Here is a 17033-nt window from a genome sequence, read left to right as displayed (position 1 = left end):
CGATCACGACGGGGAGCACCCCGACCGCGATGAACGCGGGCAGGAAGCACAGCCCCACCGGAGCCGTGACCATGACCCCCGCTCGGCGCGCCCGTGCCGTGGCCGCCCGACCCCACTCGGCGCGGGCCTCCGTCGCGACGCGTCCGACCGGGGCGGCCGCGGGTGCGCCGGAATCGCCTGCCCGTTCCAGGAGTCGCGCCAGCTCTCCGGCGCCGGGAAGGGAGGCGAGCCGGCGCCACGCCTGGGCCGGTTCGGCCCCGAGCCGCACTTCGGCCGCACCCCGCGCCAGCCGCTCCCCGACCGGTCCCCCCAGCGCCTCGCCCACCGCCTGTGCGGCCGATACGGGGGACGCACCGGCCGCGATGCACGCCGCCAGCAGGTCAGCGGCCAGCGGAAGCTGACGGGCCGCCACGACAGGGTCGTACTCCTCGGCCAGCCGGTCGTGTTCCTGCCGGTCTCGCCACCGCGCCACGCCGAGCCCGATGAGCAGTCCGGCTCCCAGTCCGACGAATCCGCCGAGCAGCACCCAGCCGGCGCACAGTGCCCCCGCGACCGGCAGTAGGCGCCGCACGGCGTTCCGCGCCTCGGCTCGGCGCCGCGCGGCACCCGGCACTGTGGTCGGCGATTCCAGCGTCGCGACACCCCGCGCCCCGAACCGCCGGCCCAACGGCTCGGGACCCGCCGCGCATCTCCACACGGCCGGTACCGCGGACGCACCGATCGGCCGTTCCCCGGGCACACTGTCGCGCCCGAGCACCGCGGTCAGCCGACGCCGCGCTCGACGCTCGCGCCGCGCGGCGGCGAGCATGCGCATCGCCCACCACAGCGCCGGCACCCCACACAGCGTCCCCAGCCTGTGGACAACGTCGACGCTCATGCCGCCTCGGCTCCCCGTACGATCCGCATGGCCCACCACAGCCCGGCCCCTTCCAGCACACCGCCGGCCAGGAGACAGCCCAGGCCCGCGCCGGTGTGCAGCAGCACGTGCAGCGGACGGGCGCCGAGCATGGTGCCGAGCAACAGGCCGAGGACCGGCAGCCCCGCGAGCAGGACCGCCGTCGAGCGGGCGCCCGCCAACTGGGCGCGGAGGTCGGCCTGTTGGTCACGCTCGGCGCGGAGGGCGGCCTCCAGCCGATCAAGTCCGGCCGCCAATCCCGCCCCCCGGTCCACGGCCACCCGCCAGCACGCGGCCAGCCCGGACAACCCGTCGGCCCCGGGCTGTCGCGCCGCGCCGACGAGCGCATCCGGCACGTCCCCGCCGAACCGCGCCGCCGCCAGCACCTGCGCCTGCGCTTCGCCGAGCCCACCCGTGTCACCTGCCGCACGAAGCAGTGCCTCACCCGGCTGGCGTCCTGCGCGCACCTCCCCGGCGAGCGCCCCGCACAGCGCGACCACCGCCGCCCCACGCGCTTCCCGCGCCTGCCGTGCCGCTCGTGCCCGCCGAACCCGGCGCAGCACCGGCACCCCGACAGCCCCGGCCACCAGGGGCAGGGCGGATGTGCCGAGCACCGCGATCAGCACGCCCACGACGGCCGACCACCACTCGGGCGGCAATCGGCGTACCCGCGCCATGGCCCGCTCCCAGGGCGGCGGACCGGCTCCCGGCCCCAGGTCACCGCCCGCGAACAGGGACCGGGCACGACGCGCCCCCTTGTTCGCGTCGCTCATCATCCAGGCCGCCGACCCGGCACACACCAGTCCGGCGGAGAGCGCCAACTGACCGATCACCGTCACAGCACTCCACCCCCCTCACTTCCGTCGCTCTCGTCCCTTCCGGACCGAAGCAGTTCCCGCAGCCGCTCCCAGCCCCGCTCCCGCGTGAACGCCTCCCGGCCCCATCGCAGGGCGGGCACCGTCACCACGAGCCCCGACGGGTCCCGCTCCAGCACGTGCACTTCGGCGATCCGGCGGCGTCCGCTCCGGTCCCGCACGAGATGGAGGACCACCGAGAGCGCCGCCGCCAGCTGGCTGTGCAGTGCCGCCCGGTCCAGGCCCGCCGCGGTGCCCAGCGCCTCCAGCCGTGCGGGCACCTGGGCCGCGGCGTTGGCGTGGAGGGTGCCGCACCCGCCCTCGTGGCCGGTGTTGAGTGCCGCCAGCAGCGACACCACCTCGGGACCACGGACCTCGCCGACGACCAGTCGGTCGGGTCTCATCCGCAGCGCCTGCCGCACCAGGTCCTGGAGTTCCACCAGCCCCACGCCCTCCTGGTTCGCGGGCCGCCCCTCGAGGCGCACCACATGGGGGTGGTCGGGCCGCAGCTCAGCCGAGTCCTCGGCCAGCACGATCCGCTCCGACGGCCCCACCACCCCCAGCAATGCGCTGAGCAACGTGGTCTTCCCCGTACCGGTCCCACCGCTGATCACATAGGAGAGCCGGGATGCGATCAGCGCCCGCAGCACCCGGTCCCCGCCCGGCGGCACCGTCCCCGCCGCCACCAACTCGTCGAGGGTGAACGCCCGCGGGCGCACGACCCTCAACGACAGGCACGTGGAACCGACGGCGACGGGCGGCAGCACCGCGTGCAGCCGGGTGCCGTCGGGCAGGCGGGCGTCGACCCATGGTCTGGCGTCGTCGAGCCGCCGCCCGGCCACGGCCGCGAGGCGCTGAGCGAGGCGTCGTACGGCTGCCGCGTCCGGAAAGGACACCGCCGTCAGCTCCAGTCCGCCGCCCCGGTCCACCCACACCCGGTCGGGCGCCGAGACCAGGACATCGGTCACGGAGGGATCGGCGAGCAACGGTTCCAAGGGGCCACTGCCGATCAGTTCGGAGCGCAACTGCCGCGCCGCGCCCAGCACTTCCGCGTCCCCGAGCACCCGCCCCTGCTCACGCAGCGCCTGTGCCACGAGCGCCGGGGTCGGCTCCGCCCCGCTCTCGGCCAGCCACTGGCGTACTCCGTCGAGCAGCCGCGTCCGTTCGCCGAGCCCGGTCGCGCGCTCGGGACTCTCGCCCGGCCTTGATCCGAGTGCCGTACCGTGGCCCGTCCCGGCGCCCGCGCTCCAGCCCGCGGTCATCGGTCAGTCACCCGCCTCGGCGGACGCCCGCTCCCAGAAGGCCGAGCAGAACCGGGCGAGCGGCCCCCGCGCCGCTCCCCCGGGCGGCGCGGAACCATCCTGCGACGGTTCGTCGGACGGCACTTCGCCGACCAGCGGCAGCCCCAGCAGCCGCGCCACCTCACGGTCGTCGAGACCGGGCGCGAACGGCCCCCGTACCGCGATCCGCAGGTCGCCGAGGACCATGCCGACGGCCGACGCCACCCGACGCGCGGCCGCGACGGCGCGCAGTTCGGCTGGGACGACCAGCACCCCGACGTCCACTTGGGCGAGTGCTTCGGCGACCCCCTCGTCGACACGGCGCGGCAGGTCGACGACGACCGCGCCGCCACGCCGCCTGGCCGCGGCGAGGACCGCGCGGACCGCCTGGGGCGGCACCGCCACGGTGTCGCCGCGGTCCCAGCTCAGTACCCGCAGCGCGTGCAGCTGGGGAAGGGACTCCTCCAGGGCACTGCCGCCGACGCGGCCCCGGGAGGCGGCGAACGCCGGCCAGCGCAGCCCCTCGGTGGTCTCTCCGCCGAGCAGTACATCGAGTCCACCTCCCAGCGGATCCGCGTCCACGAGGAGCGTGCGCCTGCCCTCGCGTGCGGAGGTGACGGCCAGGGCGCAGGCGAGCGTGGACGCCCCGGCCCCGCCACGGCCGCCGATCACGCCCACGGTGAGCGCGGGCCGTCCGACCCCTTCAGCCACGTCGGCGATGCGGTCGACGAGCCACTGCTCACCGTCCGGCAGAACCAGGACGTGGTCGGCGCCGATCTCGACGGCACGCCGCCAGACACCCGAATCGTCCTGATCCCGCCCGACCAGCACCACTCCGCGCCTGCGTGCGGCTCCGCGCACGCGGCGCGCCGCGTCGTCGCCGACGAGGACGAGCGGCGCCGCCTCCCAGCTCCCCCGGTGCTCCGGCACCCCCGGGTGGACCTCCGGTCTGGCGCCCGCGGCCGCGCACAGGCGCAGCAGGTCGTCGAGGAGTTCGGCGTCCTCGGTGACGATCAGCGGTCCGCCCCGCCGCCCTTCGGCGACGGTCGGCCCGTTGCGCGTAATGGCTCCCGCCACGATCTCCAGCCCCCTTCGCTGCTTCTTCCGCGGGGTCCGCGGGCCCCACTGCGGCCCCGTGCTTCCCGCTCGTGTGAAGAACCGGCAACCGGTCTCCATATGAACGGCCGATACGAACCGGCCAAACGCGTCCGGCAAACCGAACCGGTCATGAACTCGGCATCGGTGGACGCGCTGGAATCACAGTGCGGCGATCCCGGAAATCGTGTGGATCTTGGTCGATAACTGTGGACGACTCAACGGTTGTGAATATCGCCGTCACTCTTACGGACGAGGTCTCGGAGACCTCCTCATCGCAGCCGTTTCACTACGCACCGTGACGAATCATGGACATGGTGAAGCGGTGCCCGCGAGACCGCAACGGGGGCCCACGACCACGGAGAGAACGGGAAAAACCCACCCGGACATGCGACGACCCCCGCCGGGGGGGAGAGCGGGGGTCGTCCCCACGGCCGACTCGGGGGGGGAGGAGTCGGACCGGGTTAGCACGGTCGCGAACGATCCGTGACTTCCATGGTGTACCCGAGAGGCCTCTCAGGCAAACCCACGCGCCCCACCTTACGCCGAATGGTGGGCGCCTATGCTCAGGCCCGTGGAAAACCACTCCTTGCCCCGCACAGCGGCCTTCTTTGACCTGGACAAGACGGTCATTGCGAAGTCGAGCACACTCACCTTCAGCAAGTCCTTCTACCAAGGGGGGCTGATCAACCGCAGGGCCGCGTTGCGTACCGCATATGCGCAGTTCGTGTTCCTGGCAGGCGGCGCCGATCACGACCAGATGGAGCGGATGCGCGAGTACCTGTCCGCAATGTGCCGCGGCTGGAACGTCCAACAGGTCAAGGAGATCGTCGCCGAGACGCTGCACGACCTGATCGACCCGATCATCTACGACGAGGCCGCCTCCCTCATCGAGGAGCACCACGCCGCCGGCCGTGATGTCGTGATCGTGTCCACGTCGGGCGCGGAGGTCGTCGAACCGATCGGCGAACTGCTGGGCGCGGACCGCGTGGTCGCCACCCGCATGGTCGTCGGCGACGACGGATGCTTCACCGGCAAGGTGGAGTACTACGCGTACGGGCCGACGAAGGCCGAGGCGATCAAGGAACTCGCCGCGTCCGAGCGCTACGACCTCGCACGCTGCTACGCGTACAGCGACTCGGTGACCGACCTGCCCATGCTCAGGTCGGTCGGCCGTCCGCATGCCGTGAACCCGGACCGGGCGCTGCGGCGCGAGGCGCTCGCACGCGGCTGGCCGATTCTGGACTTCCACCGCCCGGTCCGGCTGAAGCAGCGGTTGTCGGTCCCACCCCGGCCTGCGTTGCTCGCGATGGCCGCCATAGGCGCGGCGGCCGCCACGGCAGGGCTCGTCTGGTACGCCAGCCGGCGCCGTACATCGGCCGTGTGAGGGTGCGGCACACGCGAGGACCCTGCATTCGCGCCCGATTTACACCCATTTGAACCTGAAAGTAAAGAACTGCAGCCAGGGGTTCCGCATGGCCCGGGGCTGGAGTACAAAAGGTTTAGCGGCCCGCGAGACCAAAGGACATCCGAAGGGATCACCTTTAAGAACGCAATTGGCCCCACGGACCGAGCATGAACACAGAGCACCCACGCGACGTCGACCCGTCGATTACGGGCCAGCCGCACCAGGTGACGGGCAAAGTTCCCGACCTGATGGGCGACATATCGAGGACGCTTGGTAACCCTGTGAACATGCCAGCGGCGGTACGACTCCTCGTACCGCCGCAACCATGTGAACGGCCCCCGGGAGGGGCCGTCTTCACGATCCGAGCGCTCTTCGCGCCGGAGCGCTACGCCGCCCCGCGCTGCAGCGCCTCGCAGACCGCGGTCGACTCGCGCACTCCGAGCTCGACCGCCTTCCCGCAATGGGCGATCCACATCGCCATGCCCTCCGGGGTACCGGACACATAACCCTCGAGGGCGGACGTATAGGCCGCGAGTCCGAGTTCCGCATGACCGACCTCGGCCGGGCAGATCGCCTTGGGGTCGAGACCGCTGCCCACGAGGACGATGCGCTGGGCCGCGCGCGCCACGAGGCCGTTGTGCGAGCCGAAGGGTCGCAGGGCGAGCAGTTCGCCGTGCACCACGGCCGCGGTCACGAGGGCGGGGGCCGAGCCGCCGGCGATGATCAGCTGGGCGAGCCCCTCGAGGCGGCCGGAGACCTCTGCCGCGTGCGGCAGCGGCAGCTCCACGAGCGGCTCGTCGACCGGCTCGCCGTCCTGCCGCGGGCGCCCCACGCGGGGGTCGTCCTGCGCGGCCGCCACCAGATGCAACCGCGCCAGCACCCGCAGCGGCGACTGCCGCCAGATGGAGAGCAGCTGCCCCGCCTCGGCGGTCAGCCGGAGAGCCGCACCGACCGTGCGGGCGCCGTCGTCACCGCTGAAGTCGGTGCGCCGGCGCACCTCCTCGAGAGCCCAGTCGGCGCCGGACAGCGCCGCCGAGCCACGCGCTCCGCGCAGTGCAGCCTCGGAGGTGACCTCGTTGCTGCGGCGCCGCATGATCCGGTGTCCGTAGACCCGATCCACGGCTTTACGCACGGATTCCACGGACTCGGCCACCCCGGGCAGCGCCCCCAGGACCGCGAGCGGATCGGCGGTCGCACCTGTCGTACTCATGAGTACGACACTACGCACCTCCGCATCCCCTCCTTCGATGGAGTGGTCTTCCTCACGCAGGGCTGCCACATACAGCAATCATGCATTTACTGTTGGTGAACATGAAAATTGCTTTCGTCGGGAAGGGCGGCAGCGGCAAGACGACCCTGTCCTCCCTCTTCATCCGCCACCTCGCCGCCACCCGGGCGCCGGTCATCGCCATCGACGCCGACATCAACCAGCACCTGGGCGCCGCACTCGGGCTCGAGGAGGACGAGGCCGCGGCACTGCCCGCCATGGGCGACCGGCTGCATCTGATCAAGGACTATCTGCGCGGCTGCAACCCCCGGATCGCCTCCGCGGACACGATGATCAAGACCACACCGCCCGGCGAGGGTTCACGGCTGCTGCGGGTGCAGGAGGACAACCCGGTGTACGACGCCTGCGCGCGCCCGGTGGACCTCGCCGGCGGCGCCGTCCGCCTGATGGTCACCGGCCCTTTCACGGACGCCGACCTGGGGGTCTCCTGTTACCACTCCAAGACGGGAGCGGTGGAGCTGTGCCTCAACCATCTGGTGGACGGGCGCGGCGAGTACCTGGTGGTCGACATGACGGCGGGCTCGGACTCCTTCGCCTCCGGCATGTTCACCCGTTTCGACATCACGTTCCTCGTCGTGGAGCCGACGCGGAAGGGGGTCTCCGTCTACCGCCAGTACAAGGAGTACGCCCGTGACTTCGGGGTCGCCCTGAAGGTCGTCGGCAACAAGGTGCAGGGCCGGGACGACCTCGATTTCCTGCGCACCGAGGTCGGTGACGACCTGCTCGTGACGGTCGGTCATTCGGACTGGGTGCGCTCCATGGAGAAGGGACGCCCACCACGGTTCGAGCTTCTGGAGCATGCCAACCGCCGCTCCCTGCACGCTCTTCAGGCCGCCGCGGACGCCACGTACGAGCTACGCGACTGGAGGCACTACACACGCCAGATGGTGCACTTCCACCTGAAGAACGCTGCCAGTTGGGGCAACGAGCGCACCGGGGCCGACCTGGCGGCGCAGGTCGACCCGGGGTTCGTCCTCGACGAGGGCGTGACGGCCGCCGTGTGAGCAGCAGCCCTGCGAGGGCTACGGTCCGGCCGACGGTGGCAGGGGGCTGTCGGGCGCCGGGGCGGGTGAGGCACCCAGGAAGGCCTCCCAGCCCTCCGCCGGGGCCCGGCCGATGTGGGGGCTTCCGGCCGGGCTTGAACCGGTCGGGCTTGGGCAGATGCGGCTGAGCGCCGGTGTACGCGGTGGAGCCGTCGCCGATCAGGCGGACCGCACTGCCCGGGGCATGCGTTCCGGAGCGCCCTCTCGCGCTGTCGCCGGGACGGGTCGCGCCGAACGGGCAACCGGCGAGCGCGGTGGCGCCGACCGACGCCAGGGCGACGCCCGCCGCGATCCTCCGGGTTGCGGTCATCTCGGCCCACCTTCTTCCTTCAGCCGGGGCCACACCGATCCGGTGTTCCGCGGGTGCGGACGAAGCGCGCAGCGAGGTGTACAGCCCGGCCAAGGTCACACGGGGCGTCGATACGACAAGCCCATGAGATAAGACATTCACCCCACCGAGTGACCTACTACCCTGTTTGCACCCATAAAGGAGAGGATTTCTTTACTCGGCATTACGATTCATTTACCAAGCGTTGAGATCCCGCCGCTGTACGCCGTGACCCACGGCCGCGCCCGACCCAGGTCCCCCCGGGCCCACCAGTTCCGCGACCGCGCCACACCGGAGGAGACGGGAACCATGCCCGCCTGCATCCCTGCCCGCGCCGCCGACTCGACTCGGACGAAGCGCGTGCACCAGCCCCACAGCCCCCCGCCGACCCGGTCCCACCGCTTCCATCTCGCGGGCGCCGACCCATCGGCCTCCATCGCGGTCTTCCTGATCGCCCTCCCCCTGTCCCTCGGCATCGCGCCGGCCACCGGCGCCCTGCACCGCCTCGCCCGCGTCCGCATCACGCACGCGGAGACGAAGAGGGTCCATCACGTATCCGTACGAGGCCAGTTGACGTTCCTCGCGAAGCCCCGGCTCACCCGTGTCCTGCACCTGGTGCCCGTAGGGGCGGACGCCGTCGTGGAGCTCGACGGGTCGTTCATGGATCACGCGGCGTACGAGACCCTGCAGGACCGGCAGCGGACCCATCGCGCGCGCAGCGGCACGGTCGCCCTCACCGACCGGGCCGCAATGCCCGTCATGATGCCGCCACTGGGCTCCCCCACACCCAGCGGGGACCAGGGGACGAAGGAGGCGTCCGCATGCCGGTGCCGGCCCTGGACACCATGGCGCAACCACCAGTGCGAGTGGCCGCCGGCCGCGCCACCCGACGGCGATCCGGGCGGACCGGACGCCGGGTCGGGACCGAGCGGGGAGCAACTCACGCGTGGGATCAGCGCGTTCCAGCGGAACACCGCTCCCTTGGTGCGCGGCGAGCTGGCCCGCCTGGCGCGCGAGGGCCAGCGGCCGTCGCAACTCTTTCTGACCTGCGCCGACTCGCGGCTCGTGACGTCGATGATCACCGCCAGCGGTCCTGGCGACCTCTTCGTCGTCCGCAATGTCGGCAACCTGGTGCCCCTGCCCGGCACGGAGAGCGGGGACGACTCGGTGGGGGCTGCCATCGAGTACGCGGTGGACGTCCTGAAGGTGCGGTCCATCACGGTGTGCGGGCACTCCGGGTGCGGCGCGATGCAGGCGCTGCTCGTTTCGGGGGCGGACGACGAGGACACCCCGCTGCGGCGCTGGCTGCGGCACGGTCGCCCCGGCCTGGAGCGAATGGCCGACAAGGGTCGCCCGCTGCCCCGGATCGCCGGTCGGCAGCCCGCCGACGCGATCGAACAGCTGTGTCTTACCAATGTGGTGCAGCAGTTGGAGCACCTGCAAGCGCACGGGTCCGTGGCTCGGGCGCTCGGTGAGGCCGCGCTCCAACTGCACGGGATGTACTTCCACGTCGGCGAGGCGCAGGCGTATCTGCTCGACTCGTCCGACGAGGGCGGGGTCTTCGGGCGGGTGGGGGCGACGGGGGATCTGCGCAGCCCGGTGTGACGGAGCAGGCGTTGCGGGGTCCGGCTGCCCGGGCCCCGCACCGCCTTGCCCCGGGGAAGGGTGGGCACAGCGGCCCGACCCCCGGGCCGCCACCGTGCCCGCCCCACGGCTCATGCGGCGGGCGCCGCACGAGGAACCGCTCCCGTTCGGGGCTGCAGGTGTGAACATCACCGGATGAACCAGGCCGACAGCGTATACGTGACCTCAGGTGACCTGGTCGACAACAGCCCGCGACAGGTCTAAACCAATCTTCGGTCGGCCCTTGTCACCGAGCCCCCGGTCTGATGAGCTGTGGGACGGGACACAACGGACACCCTGGGAAAGGGAGATGTCGTGAGCAACGAAAGCCTGGCCAACCTGCTCAAGGAAGAGCGCAGGTTCGCGCCCCCCGCCGACCTGGTCGCGGGCGCCAACGTCACGGTGGAGGCGTACGAACAGGCCAAGGCTGACAGGCTCGGTTTCTGGGCGGAACAGGCCCGGCGGCTGACCTGGGCCGTGGAGCCCACCGAGACGCTCGACTGGTCGAACCCGCCCTTCGCCAAGTGGTTCAAGGACGGCAAGCTCAACGTCGCGTACAACTGCGTCGACCGGCACGTCGAGGCCGGCCACGGCGACCGCGTCGCCATCCACTTCGAGGGCGAGCCCGGCGACAGCCGCGCCATCACCTACGCCGAACTCAAGGACGAGGTCTCCAAGGCCGCGAACGCCCTGCTGGAGCTCGGGGTCCGCAAGGGCGACCGGGTCGCCGTCTACATGCCGATGATCCCCGAGACCGCGATCGCGATGCTGGCCTGCGCCCGCATCGGAGCCACGCACTCCGTCGTCTTCGGCGGCTTCTCGGCCGACGCCCTCGCCACCCGCATCCAGGACGCCGACGCCAAGGTCGTCATCACCTCCGACGGCGGCTACCGCCGAGGCAAGCCGTCCGCGCTCAAGCCCGCCGTCGACGACGCGATCGAGCGCGTGGACAACGTAGAGCACGTGCTCGTCGTGCGCCGCACGGGCCAGGAGGTCGCCTGGACCGAGGGCCGGGACGTGTGGTGGCACGAGATCGTCGAACGGCAGTCCGCGGAGCACGCGCCCGAGGCGTTCGAGGCCGAGCACCCGCTGTTCATCCTCTACACGTCCGGAACGACGGGTAAGCCCAAGGGCATCCTGCACACCTCCGGCGGATACCTCACCCAGACGTCCTACACCCACTACGCCGTCTTCGACCTCAAGCCCGAGACCGACGTGTACTGGTGCACCGCGGACGTCGGCTGGGTCACCGGCCACTCGTACATCGTGTACGGGCCGCTGGCGAACGGCGCGACCCAGGTCATGTACGAGGGCACGCCGGACACCCCGCACCAGGGGCGGTTCTGGGAGATCGTGCAGAAGTACGGGATCACGATCCTGTACACGGCGCCGACGGCCATCCGGACGTTCATGAAGTGGGGCGACGACATCCCCGCGAAGTTCGACCTGAGCAGCCTGCGCGTCCTCGGATCCGTCGGTGAGCCGATCAACCCCGAGGCGTGGATCTGGTACCGCAAGAACATCGGCGCCGACCGCACACCGATCGTGGACACCTGGTGGCAGACCGAGACCGGATCGATGATGATCTCGCCGCTGCCGGGTGTGACGGAGACCAAGCCCGGGTCGGCACAGCGGCCACTGCCGGGCATCTCCGCGACCGTGGTCGATGACGAGGCGAACGAGGTGTCGAACGGCGGCGGTGGCTATCTCGTGCTCACCGAGCCCTGGCCGTCGATGCTGCGCACCATCTGGGGTGACGACCAGCGCTTCATCGACACGTACTGGTCGCGGTTCGAGGGCAAGTACTTCGCCGGGGACGGCGCGAAGAAGGACGACGACGGGGACATCTGGCTCCTCGGCCGCGTCGACGACGTGATGCTGGTGTCCGGGCACAACATCTCGACCACGGAGGTCGAGTCGGCGCTGGTGTCGCACCCGGCGGTCGCGGAGGCGGCGGTCGTCGGGGCGGCTGACGAGACGACGGGCCAGGCGATCGTGGCGTTCGTGATCCTGCGGGGCACGGCCTCCGAGGACGAGAACCTGGTCGCCGAGCTGCGCAACCACGTCGGTGCGACGCTCGGGCCGATCGCCAAGCCGAAGCGGATCCTTCCGGTGGCGGAGCTGCCGAAGACCCGGTCCGGAAAGATCATGCGGCGGCTGCTGCGTGACGTCGCCGAGAACCGTCAGCTCGGAGACGTCACGACGCTGACGGACTCGACCGTGATGGACCTCATCCAGGCCAAGCTGCCCGCGGCGCCGAGCGAGGACTGACCAGTCCCCCAGCACCCGAAGGGGCCCCGGCTGCATGCCGGGGCCCCTTCCTCATGGGCTTCTTCATGATCCCCACGGCCCGGGTCCAGGGTCCTCGCGGCCCGCGCCCCCTCCCGCCTTGCGCACACCTCACCCGCTTTCGCCCGACAAGCGACATTCACAATCGTAAGGCTCAGGTAAAATGGTGACCTCAGGGTGTGCCGGGAAGTCTGGTCGGCAAGCCGTCCGAGCATGCACGTGACGGCCGTCAGCATGTCGTACCGACCCGGAGGTCCATCGCCGTGGCCGCGTCCCGCACCCGCACCCGCACGTTCTTCGCTCGCCTCTCCCTGCCCGAACGAACCTTCGTCGCGGACGCGCTGCGCGCCGAGACAGTCGGTGGTGTGCTGCTCCTGCTGGCGGCGGTCATGGCACTGCTGTGGGCCAACGTGCCCATGCTGCACGACAGCCACGAGAGCCTGAGCCACTACCGTCTGGGGCCCGCCGCCCTTGGGCTGCATCTGTCCGTCCAGCACTGGACCGCCGACGGCCTCCTCGCGATCTTCTTCTTCGTCGCCGGGATCGAACTCAAGCGCGAACTGGTCGCGGGTGATCTGCGGGACCGCCGCGCCGCGATGCTCCCCGTCATCGCCGCGCTCTGCGGTATGGCCGCTCCCGCTGCCATCTACGCCCTCACCAACGTCGCCGGTGGTGGCTCCTTCGCCGGCTGGGCGGTCCCCACGGCCACCGACATCGCCTTCGCCCTCGCGGTCCTGGCGGTCATCGGCACCTCCCTGCCCTCCGCCCTGCGCGCCTTTCTGCTCACCCTCGCCGTCGTGGACGACCTGTTCGCGATCCTGATCATCGCCGTCTTCTTCACGGCCCATCTGAACTTCGCGGCGCTCGGCGGCGCCGTCGCCGGGCTCGTGGTGTTCTGGATGCTGCTGCGCAAGGGGGTTCGCGGCTGGTACGTGTACCTCCCGCTCGCGCTGGTCATCTGGGGTCTGATGCTCAACAGCGGCGTCCACGCCACCATCGCCGGCGTGGCCATGGGTCTGATGCTCCGCTGCCACCGCCACGAGGACGAGCAGCACTCACCCGGCGAGCACATCGAACATCTCGTACGGCCCCTGTCGGCGGGCCTCGCGGTGCCGCTGTTCGCCCTGTTCAACGCGGGTATCGCCATATCCGGCGGGGCACTCGCGGACGTGTTCACCGAGCCGGTGACGCTCGGCGTCGTACTGGGCCTCGTAGCCGGCAAGACCGTCGGCATCTTCGGCGGTGCATGGCTGACGGTCCGCTTCACCCGCGCCTCCCTCGGTGAGGGCCTCGCCTGGGCGGACGTGTTCGCCGTCGCCACGCTCGCGGGAATCGGCTTCACCGTCTCCCTGCTCATCGGCGAACTCGCGTTTGAGGGGAACGCCGTGCTCACCGACGAGGTCAAGGCCGCCGTCCTCGCCGGATCGCTGATCGCGGCCGCGTGCGCGACCGTGCTGCTGAAGATACGGAACGCCAAGTACCGCGCCCTGTGCGCCGACGAGGAGCGCGACGACGACCTCGACGGTGTTCCGGACGTCTACCAGGAGGACAACCCGGCCTACCACCTGCGCATGGCGGAGATCCTCGAGCGCAAGGCCGCCGAGCACCGAAGGCTCGCCGGGTTGAAAGCCGCCGAGTGGGGCGAACCGAGCCGGACCGGGAACGGCACGTCCGGCGGAGGCCAGTGCTGCGACCGGAAAGGTTAACCGGCCGAGAGCCGGGACGGCTCACCCGCCGGACGGGAAAAACGGCACGCGTGCCGAAGTGGTGGGCGGGGCAAGCGAGGAGAACCACCGTCCGGCATGATCTGACACATCCACAGAATTCCGCAGCCCACGCAGAGCAGACACGCAGAGAACAGGGAGACCGCGATGAGCGCACCCGACGGCAGCCCGGTCGGCGCCGAACGCAGCATCGGCCAGCTGTTCGCCTCGGCGACGACCGAATTGTCCGCACTGGTGCACGACGAGATCGCCCTGGCGAAGGCCCAGCTCAAGCAGGACGTCAAGCGCGGAGCGACGAGCGGCGGCGCGTTCTCGGCCGCGGTCGCCGTACTCCTGTTCTCCCTGCCCATGCTGAACTTCGCGCTGGCGTACGGGATCCGGACCTGGAGCGGCTGGAACATGGCCGTCTGCTTCCTGCTGTCCTTCGCCGCCAACGTCCTGGTCGCCGGGCTGCTCGCGCTCATCGGCCTGCTCTTCGCGAAGAAGACCAAGAAGAGCAAGGGCCCGCAGAAGGTCGCCGCGTCGATGAAGGAGAGCGCGGGCGTCCTGCAGCACGCCAAACCGCACCCCCGTCAGCCGAGCCCGACCGACAAGGCCGCCGACGCTGTGGCACGCTCGTCCTCATGACGGACCCCGCGCCCCATTCGGTGCAACCCACCTCGGTCGTACGTCCCGACGGGCCCTGGACGCACCGGGACGTCGCCGCCAACGGCGCGCGTTTTCACATCGCGGAGCTGGGCGACGGGCCCCTGGTACTGCTGCTGCACGGCTTTCCGCAGTTCTGGTGGGCCTGGCGCCACCAGCTGACGGCCCTCGCCGACGCGGGCTTCAGGGCCGTGGCGATGGACCTGCGCGGAGTGGGCGGCAGCGACCGCACGCCGCGCGGTTACGACCCCGCGAACCTGGCCCTCGACATCACCGGTGTCGTACGGTCCCTGGGCGAGCCCGACGCCGCGCTCGTCGGCCACGACCTTGGCGGTTATCTCGCCTGGACGGCGGCCGCCATGCGGCCCAAGGTCGTGAGGCGGCTGGTGGTCGCCTCGATGCCGCACCCGCGGCGCTGGCGCTCGGCGATGCTCGGTGACGTCAAGCAGACGACCGCGGGTTCCTACATCTGGGGGTTCCAGCGCCCCTGGGTCCCCGAGCGCAGGCTCACCGCCGACGACGCCGCCCTGGTCGGGCGGCTGATCCGGGACTGGTCGGGGCCGCGTCTGCCGGACGACGAGGCCGTGGACACCTACCGGCGCGCCATGTCCATCCCGTCGACGGCACACTGCTCGATCGAGCCGTACCGCTGGATGGTGCGCTCCCTGGCCCGGCCCGACGGCATCCAGTTCAACCGGCGTATGAAACGGCCCGTGCGGGTGCCCACGCTGCATCTGCACGGATCACTGGACCCCGTGATGCGGACAAGGAGCGCGGCCGGATCGGGTGAGTACGTCGAGGCACCGTACCGCTGGCGGCTGTTCGACGGGCTCGGGCACTTCCCGCACGAGGAGGACCCGGTGGCGTTCTCCTCCGAGCTGATCAACTGGCTCAAGGACCCCGAACCCGACCGCTGACCAGGCATCGGGCGTCTTGGACTCGAGCGGTCGGCCACAAGGATCCGGCCGTTTTCGGTGACCGTCCGAACGCGCCCGGTATCCGGGCGGGAACGCCTGTTCCCCGAACGGCCACATGCCCGCCGCATAAGCCAATTGGGCGGCACAAGGGCGGTTATCGACCTTGGGGCGAGGGCAGACGTCGGGGTATGGGCTGGACGCACGACTACAGTGACGCAGCACGCAACCGCCGCTCGGCCGCCGCGCCGGGCTCCCACCAGGGGGGCACACCGCAGTTCGCGGGCTCCGACCCCCGAGTGGGCATCCCGCACATCCTCCGCCGCCGGGCCCGCTGGGTCTCGGTACGTCTGCGTCATCCGCGCGGCTGACCCCACCCTCGTAGAGCGGCCGACTCCGGCTCGCCGGACGGCAGCTGTCCCACTCCCCCGCATCAGAGCGCGCAGCTGTCGCTGTCCACCTGCTGGCTCGCGGTCCGGCCTTTGACGACGTCGTCCCGGACCTCGTCCGCGGTGAGCGCGTAGCCCGTGTTGGCGTCGTCGAGGGACTTGGCGAAGACCACCCCGTAGACCCTGCCCTCGGGCGTGAGCAGCGGGCCGCCGGAGTTGCCCTGGCGCACCGTCGCATACAGCGAGTACACGTCACGGCGGACCGTACCGTTGTGGTAGATGTCCGGGCCGTTGGCCGTGATGCGGCTGCGGACGCGGGCGGGCTGGACGTTGTACGAGCCGTTCTCCGGGAAGCCCGCGACGATGGCGTCTTTGCCGCCGACCGCGTCCGTGGACGTGAACTTCAGCGCCGGCGCGTTCAGATCGGGTACATCGAGTACGGCGATGTCGCGCCGCCAGTCGTAGAGGACGACCTTCGCGTCGTACCGCCTGCCCTGGCCGCCTATCTGGACGGTGGGTTCATCGACCCCGCCGACCACGTGCGCGTTGGTCATCACGCGGCGCTCGCCGAAGACGAAGCCAGTGCCTTCGAGCACCTTGCCGCAGCTCTGTGCGGTGCCCATGACCTTGACGATGGACCGCTGGGCGCGCGTGGCGACCGCGCTCTTCGCGAGGGCGGGGTCGGGAGGCTGGACCTCGGTGATGGGTTCGTTCGAGAAGGGGCTGAAGACCTGCGGGAAGCCGTTCTGCGCGAGGACCGTGGAGAAATCGGCGAACCAGGTGTCGGCTTGCGTGGGCAGGGCGCGGGAGACGCCGAGAAGTACTTTGGAGCCGCGGACCTCCTTGCCGAGCGTCGGCAGCGTCGTACCGGCGAGGGCCGAGCCGATCAGCCACGCGACCAGGAGCATCGCCACCACATTGACGAGGGCGCCGCCGGTGGCGTCCATGGCGCGGGCCGGGGACCAGGTGATGTACCGGCGCAGCTTGTTGCCCAGGTGGGTGGTCAGAGCCTGGCCGATGGAGGCGCAGACGATGACGACGACGACAGCGACGACGGCGACGGTCGTACTCACCTCGTCGTCGCCGGTCGCCTTGTCCCACAGGAAGGGAAGCAACAGGACTGCGACGAGACCGCCGCCGAGGAAGCCGATCACCGACAGAATGCCGACCACGAAACCCTGGCGGTAGCCGACGATCGCGAACCACACGGCGGCGACCAGCAACAGCATGTCCAGCACGTTCAATGCTTCCAGCCTCG

General features: G+C 71.0%; 13 protein-coding genes and 2 pseudogenes. 8 read left to right on the top strand and 7 right to left on the bottom strand.

The features are described from left to right. The 4 genes from VXC91_RS23775 to ssd all read right to left on the bottom strand — a co-directional run. On the bottom strand, positions 1-877 hold an 877-nt coding region (locus VXC91_RS23775), incomplete at its 3' end, for a type II secretion system F family protein (RefSeq protein ID WP_329509347.1). After that, a complete protein-coding gene (locus tag VXC91_RS23770) occupies positions 874-1734 on the bottom strand; it encodes a type II secretion system F family protein (RefSeq protein ID WP_408057454.1) in 861 nt (286 codons plus the stop codon). The genes VXC91_RS23775 and VXC91_RS23770, both read right to left, overlap by 4 nt. After that, entirely contained in the window at positions 1731-3011 is a 1281-nt protein-coding gene (locus tag VXC91_RS23765) for a TadA family conjugal transfer-associated ATPase (RefSeq protein ID WP_408057453.1), read from the bottom strand. Before VXC91_RS23765 ends, VXC91_RS23770 begins: the two co-directional genes overlap by 4 nt. Before the next feature lie 3 nt (positions 3012-3014). Continuing rightward, positions 3015-4106 (bottom strand): septum site-determining protein Ssd, encoded by a 1092-nt coding sequence (gene ssd / locus VXC91_RS23760; RefSeq protein ID WP_329509346.1) that lies wholly within the window; start codon positions 4104-4106, stop codon positions 3015-3017. 580 nt (positions 4107-4686) lie between these two features. On the opposite strand from ssd, the gene VXC91_RS23755 reads away from it, so the two are divergent. Next, positions 4687-5511 (top strand): HAD family hydrolase, encoded by an 825-nt coding sequence (locus tag VXC91_RS23755; RefSeq protein WP_329509345.1) that lies wholly within the window; start codon positions 4687-4689, stop codon positions 5509-5511. A 406-nt stretch (positions 5512-5917) separates the two neighbouring features. On the opposite strand, the gene VXC91_RS23750 is transcribed toward VXC91_RS23755, so the two are convergent. Further along, a complete protein-coding gene (locus VXC91_RS23750) occupies positions 5918-6742 on the bottom strand; it encodes a Fic family protein (protein ID WP_329509344.1) in 825 nt (274 codons plus the stop codon). A gap of 101 nt (positions 6743-6843) precedes the next feature. Between VXC91_RS23750 and VXC91_RS23745 the strand changes: the two genes are divergently transcribed. Beyond that, positions 6844-7824 (top strand): ATP-binding protein, encoded by a 981-nt coding sequence (locus VXC91_RS23745; RefSeq protein ID WP_329509343.1) that lies wholly within the window; start codon positions 6844-6846, stop codon positions 7822-7824. Between the two features lie 115 nt (positions 7825-7939). Here the strand turns inward: VXC91_RS23745 and VXC91_RS23740 are convergent. Then, positions 7940-8173, bottom strand: a pseudogene (locus tag VXC91_RS23740) (hypothetical protein); the annotation flags it as partial. A gap of 414 nt (positions 8174-8587) precedes the next feature. Between VXC91_RS23740 and VXC91_RS23735 the strand changes: the two are divergent. From VXC91_RS23735 to VXC91_RS23710, 6 genes and pseudogenes are all read left to right on the top strand, one after another. Beyond that, positions 8588-9796 (top strand): annotated as a pseudogene (locus VXC91_RS23735) (carbonic anhydrase); the annotation flags it as partial. A 291-nt stretch (positions 9797-10087) separates the two neighbouring features. Next, positions 10088-12085 carry an acetate--CoA ligase gene (gene acs, locus VXC91_RS23730; protein ID WP_329509342.1) on the top strand — a complete coding sequence of 666 codons (1998 nt, stop codon included), beginning with the start codon at positions 10088-10090 and terminating at the stop codon, positions 12083-12085. 281 nt (positions 12086-12366) lie between these two features. After that, positions 12367-13809, top strand: a complete 1443-nt coding sequence (nhaA, locus tag VXC91_RS23725; protein ID WP_329509341.1) for a Na+/H+ antiporter NhaA — start codon at positions 12367-12369, stop codon at positions 13807-13809. A 165-nt stretch (positions 13810-13974) separates the two neighbouring features. Further along, positions 13975-14454: a phage holin family protein gene (locus VXC91_RS23720; RefSeq protein ID WP_329509340.1), complete on the top strand. Its 480-nt coding sequence runs from the start codon at positions 13975-13977 to the stop codon at positions 14452-14454. Next, positions 14451-15389: an alpha/beta fold hydrolase gene (locus VXC91_RS23715; protein ID WP_329509339.1), complete on the top strand. Its 939-nt coding sequence runs from the start codon at positions 14451-14453 to the stop codon at positions 15387-15389. Before VXC91_RS23720 ends, VXC91_RS23715 begins: the two co-directional genes overlap by 4 nt. 188 nt (positions 15390-15577) lie before the next feature. Beyond that, the gene (locus VXC91_RS23710; protein ID WP_329509338.1) at positions 15578-15757 is read left to right on the top strand and encodes a hypothetical protein; all 180 of its coding nucleotides are present in this window, start codon (positions 15578-15580) and stop codon (positions 15755-15757) included. 62 nt (positions 15758-15819) lie between these two features. Here VXC91_RS23710 and VXC91_RS23705 read toward each other — a convergent pair whose 3' ends face one another. Next, on the bottom strand, positions 15820-17019 hold the full coding sequence (locus tag VXC91_RS23705; protein ID WP_329509337.1) for a MarP family serine protease: 1200 nt from the start codon (positions 17017-17019) through the stop codon (positions 15820-15822). Positions 17020-17033 lie beyond the last annotated feature (14 nt).

The organism is Streptomyces chiangmaiensis (genome assembly GCF_036281785.1).
In the GTDB taxonomy this organism is placed as follows: Bacteria; Actinomycetota; Actinomycetes; order Streptomycetales; family Streptomycetaceae; genus Streptomyces; species Streptomyces chiangmaiensis.
This window is presented reverse-complemented; position numbering and strand designations above follow the sequence as displayed.